The organism is Cellulomonas hominis, from assembly GCF_005239125.1.
Lineage (GTDB): Bacteria > Actinomycetota > Actinomycetes > Actinomycetales > Cellulomonadaceae > Cellulomonas > Cellulomonas hominis_A.
Genome location: NZ_SZYE01000229.1, coordinates 1 through 5,033 on the forward strand (window position 1 = coordinate 1; position 5,033 = coordinate 5,033).

At 78.3% G+C, this 5,033-nt stretch carries 5 protein-coding genes; 1 reads left to right on the forward strand and 4 read right to left on the reverse strand.

What is annotated here, in order from left to right:
• From FA014_RS17675 to FA014_RS17690, 4 genes are all read right to left on the reverse strand, one after another.
• Positions 1 to 824: glycosyltransferase (locus FA014_RS17675; RefSeq protein WP_154730942.1), on the reverse strand; the 824-nt coding region annotated here is incomplete at its 3' end.
• 85 nt (positions 825 to 909) lie between these two features.
• Entirely contained in the window at positions 910 to 1,428 is a 519-nt protein-coding gene (locus FA014_RS17680; RefSeq protein ID WP_154730943.1) for an acyltransferase, read from the reverse strand.
• Between the two features lies 1 nt (position 1,429).
• Complete coding sequence (locus tag FA014_RS17685) at positions 1,430 to 2,599, reverse strand: glycosyltransferase family protein (protein ID WP_154730944.1); 1,170 nt, start codon at positions 2,597 to 2,599, stop codon at positions 1,430 to 1,432.
• On the reverse strand, positions 2,596 to 3,453 hold the full coding sequence (locus FA014_RS17690) for a glycosyltransferase (protein WP_195969351.1): 858 nt from the start codon (positions 3,451 to 3,453) through the stop codon (positions 2,596 to 2,598). The genes FA014_RS17685 and FA014_RS17690 overlap by 4 nt, the downstream gene beginning before the upstream one ends.
• Before the next feature lie 160 nt (positions 3,454 to 3,613).
• Between FA014_RS17690 and lhgO the strand changes: the two genes are divergently transcribed.
• Entirely contained in the window at positions 3,614 to 4,834 is a 1,221-nt protein-coding gene (lhgO, locus tag FA014_RS17695) for an L-2-hydroxyglutarate oxidase (RefSeq protein ID WP_154730946.1), read from the forward strand.
• Positions 4,835 to 5,033 lie beyond the last annotated feature (199 nt).

Below are 5,033 nucleotides of genomic sequence, written 5' to 3' on the forward strand. Positions count from 1 at the left end.
CGCGCCCTCGCCCGGGGGCGCCGGTGGGCAGGGTGCGGGGGAGCGCTCCCGCGCGCCGCCACCTCCGCGTACCGCGCGGCGAGCCAGCGCTGGCCCATGCCGGTGCCGCGGCCCTGGCGCCAGGCGCCGAGGAGGCCCGGCCGCAGGCGCATGTGGACGACCGCGGCGGGCTCGAACACGAGCGTCGCGCCGGCGAGCTGCGCCCGCCAGCACAGGTCGGTGTCCTGGAGGTAGCGCGCCCGTACGTCGAAGCCGCCGAGCCGGTCGAACAGCGTCCGCCGGACGGCGAGGTTGCTCGAGCTGGCGCAGCCGAGGTCGGGCAGCGGTTCGGTGTGCTGCAAACCGTCCACCTGCGGCAGCGCCCGGGAGCCCTGCGCCGCGCGGCTGTTGAGCCGCTCCCACTCGAGCCGGCCCGCGACCATGTCGGACCCGCGGAGGGCGCCGTGCAGGGCGTCGACCCAGCCGGGCGCGACGACGTCGTCGGCGTCGCAGAACAGCAGGTCCCGGCCCCGGGCGACGCGTGCGGCCTCGTTCCGGGCCGCACCGGCGCCGCGGATCGCGGACGCGTCGACCAGGCGCACCCGGCCGGTCCGGCGGGCGGCGTCGAGGACGACGTCGCGGGTCCTGTCGGTGGAGCCGTTGTCCGCGACCAGCACCTCCCAGGTGCACCGGGTGTCCTGGTCGGCGAGGGCCGCCAGCTGCGCCGGCAGGGTGGCCTCGGCGTCGCGCGCCGCGATCACCACCGAGACGTCGAGCGCGGTGCCGCGGGCGGTGTCGTCCCCGGGACCGGGCGGCCCGTCGGCGGTCGGGCGTGCTGCGGTCATGGCTTCCCCCTGGCTCACCGCAAACGGGACAAATCACCCGTAGCAGATCACAGGGGACCGTGGCGCGCGAGCCCGCCGGGCGCGGTCAGTACCGCTCGGGGCCGTAGTCGATCCGGTAGTGCTGCTCCCGCGGACGCTCGCCGACGGGCCGGGCGGGGACGCCCCCGACGATCGTCCACGGGTCGACGTCCTGGGTGACGACGGCGCCCGCGGCGACGACGGCGCCCTCCCCGATGGTCACGCCGCGCACGACGGTCGACCGGCTGGCGAGCCAGGCCCGGTCGCCGATGGTGATGGGCCCGAGCCGACCGGCGAACCCGGGGTCGCGCAGGTCGTGGTCGGCGGTGACCAGCAGGACGTGGCTCGCGATGACCACGTCGTAGCCGATGTCGATGCCGCCCCGCGCGTCGATCTGGCAGAACCGCCCGACGTGGCAGCGCCCGGCGATCCGCAGGTTGCCCGGCTCGAGCACCTCGGAGCCGCCGAACAGGTACACGTGCTCGCCGAGGTCCGCGCCCAGCCGCCGGAGCGCGCGGATCCGCAGCTCGTTGCTGGGCACGTGCGTCAGCGCCCGGTTGAAGACGAGCTCGCCCCGTCGACCCACGTCAGCCGTCCTCCCCGCGGGCCGCGCCCGCGTGCTCGTGCACCGGGGCGGTGGCCCCGGGCCGCAGCCGCGCCGCGAGCGCCGCCACCGTGTGCTCCCGCCGGACCAGCGCCCGGCCGGCCTCGCCGCGTGCGCGCCGGTCCGCGGGGTCGGCCACGAGGGCCCGCACCGCGTCGAGCAGCGCGCGCTCGCCCGCCTCGCCGTCGCCGACGACCTCCACCCGGGCCTCCCCGAACAGGTGCCCGGCGCCCCGCGAGTCGTTGGTGACGACCGCGCAGCCGTTCCCCAGCGCCGCCACGAGCGGCCCGCTGACCGCGTGCGCGCCGCCGCCGCCCCAGCCGCCGCGCCGCCAGCGCACCACCACGGCGGCCCGCGCGAACGCCGCGCGGACGCCCGCCTCGGGCAGGAAGCCGAGGAGGCGCACCCGGTCCGTGGTGCCGGCGGCGTCCGCCGCGGCCGCGATCGCGCGCGCCGTCCCCTCGCCGCAGGCGCCGACGGCGAGCACCCACCCGTCCGGCAGGTCGGCCGCGGCGCGCACCAGGGGAAGCACGTCCTCGGCCGCCGCGACGTACCCGGGCACGAGGACCTCGGTCCGGCCGTCGACGGGGTCCTCGGTCGCGGCGCCGACGTGCGGCACCGCCTCCACGGGCCGGTCCAGCCGGTGCGCGCCCGCGAGCGCCGCCGCGCCGGACGGCGACAGGCAGAGCACGCGCTCGGCCCGGCGCAGCAGGTCCCGCTCGGCGCGCCGCCCGAGGGTCGCCGACAGCGCCGCGGCGACGCGGCGGCCGCCCCGGCGGTCGAGCAGCGTGGTGAAGAACGCGCCGCCGGACAGCTCGGGGACGTCGTGCACCATCAGCCAGACCCGGTGCCCCCGGCGGGCGGACCACCAGGCGGCCCAGAACTCCGCGAGCCCGCGGCCGGCCTGCTCGACGACGAGCACCACGTCGCGGTCCCGCCGGGCGAGACGGCGCGCCAGGCGCACCGCCAGGGCGGCCGACTGGGACGCCTCGGGCGCGGGCGGCAGGAGCTCGGTGTCCGTGGGGCCGAGCGCGTCGAGGACCGGGCGGAAGGCGGCGGCGTACGCGGCGACCCCGCTGGGGCTCGGCGGGAGGCGGGTGACGTGCACGAACCGCGCCGGCGCGTCGGCACCGGGCGAGGTGGGCGCGGTCACCGCCGCCCCCGGCCGACCCGGCGCACCCGGTCCCGCGCGCCGACCCCGGCGCGCTGCACGCCCTCGGCGGCACCGAGCAGCCGCGTGTCGCGGGCGGGCAGGTCCTGGGTGAGGGTGCCCGCGCGCTCGGCCTCCAGCAGCGAGCCGTACAGGTGCCCGAACGTGTGCAGCGCCGCGACGGCGAACCCGGCGCGGCCGTCCCGCCACGCCCCGCTGAACACCGTGGAGCGCAGCAGCTCCCGGACCAGCCGGACGGGGTCGTCCAGACGGGTGAACCGTCCCGGGTTGTTGGCGGCGTAGCGCAGCACCTTCTCGGTGGTCTGGCCGACCGAGCGGAAGTTGAGGTGCGCGATCGCGGGCACGGCGTCCGGCGCGTCGATCCCCGGACCGTCGAGCACCGGCGGCACGTGGGCGAGCGCGGGCTCGGCGTAGTGCGCGCGGCCCCGGCGGAGCAGGGCGTACTTCGCGCTGCCCTGCAGGGAGTGCTCGAGCATCCGGCCGTAGGCGACGTTGTCGTAGCGCAGGCGGACGCCGGCCAGGTCGGGGCGGTCCAGGACGGGCTGCAGCGCGGCGCGGAACCCGGCGGGCAGGTGCTCGTCGGCGTCGACGAACAGCACCCAGTCGCTGGTCGCGGCGTCCAGGCCGCGCTGGCGGACCTCCTCGACGACGGGGGCGTCGGGCACCGGCACGACCCGGGCGCCGTGGGCGGCGGCGACCTCCCGGGTGTCGTCGGTGGAGGCCATGTCGCAGACGAGCACCTCGTCGAAGCCGGCCAGCAGCGGGAGGCAGTCGCGCAGCTGGTCGGCCTCGTTCCGGGAGTACACGACGGCACTCACCGTGCTCGGGGGGGTCATGGCCCCGAGCGTAGGTCGGCGTCCCCCGCGGGGGGCACCGCCCGAAGGGTGAATTGGGATGAAACGCGACATAGAGGACAGAACCGGCGGCTAGCCTCGCCGTGCGGGCGAGCCGCCCCGCACCGCCCCGGACCGGGGCCCGCAGCACCGAGGAGCACGCATGAGCCACGTCGTCGTCGTGGGATCCGGCATCGTCGGGCTGGCGGTGGCGGCCCGGCTCGCCGCGCGCGGCGACGAGGTCACCGTCCTGGAGAAGGAGGACGGCCTGGCGCTGCACCAGACCGGCCGGAACTCCGGCGTCATCCACTCGGGCCTGTACTACGCACCCGGCAGCCTCAAGGCGACGATGGCCGCGGCGGGCGCGCGCTCGATGGTCGACTACGCCCGCGCGAAGGGCGTGCCGGTCGAGGTCTGCGGGAAGCTCGTCGTCGCCACCTCCGAGGCGGAGGTGCCGCAGCTCGACAAGCTCGCCGACCGCGCCGCGGCCAACGGCGTGCCGGCGCGCCGCCTCACCCCCACGGAGGCGCGCGAGTTCGAGCCGCACGTGCGTGCCGTCGCGGCCCTGCGGGTCGAGAGCACCGGCATCGTCGACTACCCCGGCGTGTGCCGGGCGCTGGCCGCGGACGTCGAGGCCGCGGGCGGCCGGATCCTGTTCGGCGAGGAGGTGCTCGCCGCCCGCACGGTCCCCGACGCCCCCGGCGCACCCGGCCGGGTCGAGATCCGCACGTCGCGCGCCGACCGCGAGGCGGACGCGCTGGTGGTCTGCGCCGGGCTGCACGCCGACCGGCTCGCCCGCGCGTGCGGGCTCGAGCCCGAGGCGCGGATCGTGCCGTTCCGCGGCGAGTACTTCGAGCTCACCCCGGAGGCCGGGGCACAGGTCCGCGGGCTGATCTACCCCGTCCCGGACCCGCGGTTCCCGTTCCTGGGCGTGCACCTCACCCGCGGGATCGAGGGGCACGTGCACGCCGGGCCGAACGCGGTGCTCGCGCTCGCCCGCGAGGGGTACACCTGGACCGACGTCTCGCCGCGCGACCTCGCCGACAGCCTCGCGTGGCCCGGGCTGTGGCGGCTCGCCGCGCGCAACCTGGTGCCCGGCGCCGCCGAGGTCGGCCGGTCGCTGTCCCGGCGCGCGTTCGCCCGCAGCCTGTCGCGGCTGGTCCCGGGGATCTCGGCGGGCGACCTGGTGCCCGCCCCCGCGGGGGTGCGCGCGCAGGCGCTGCGCCGCGACGGCGGCCTGGTCGACGACTTCCTGCTGCAGGGCGAGGGCCGGCAGGTCCACGTGCTGAACGCCCCGTCGCCCGCGGCCACGGCATCGCTGGAGATCGCGCGGCACATCGTCGAGCAGCTCGACGCGGCGGTCCCGGCGGCGCACGCGGCCTGACCCGCCGGCGGCCCGAACGCCGAGTCTCCCTTTCGCGCCTCTCTCGGCCGCGTCCGGCGGAGTCCGAGAACGGAGACTCGATGACGGACGACGCGGCGCGCGGGGTGCGGCGCCGGGCTCGCGAGGGGGACGCGGCCCGGCGCCGCGGATCAGGCGGCGCCGGGCCGGTGGGGCACCGGGGCGCCACGGGCGGCGTCGA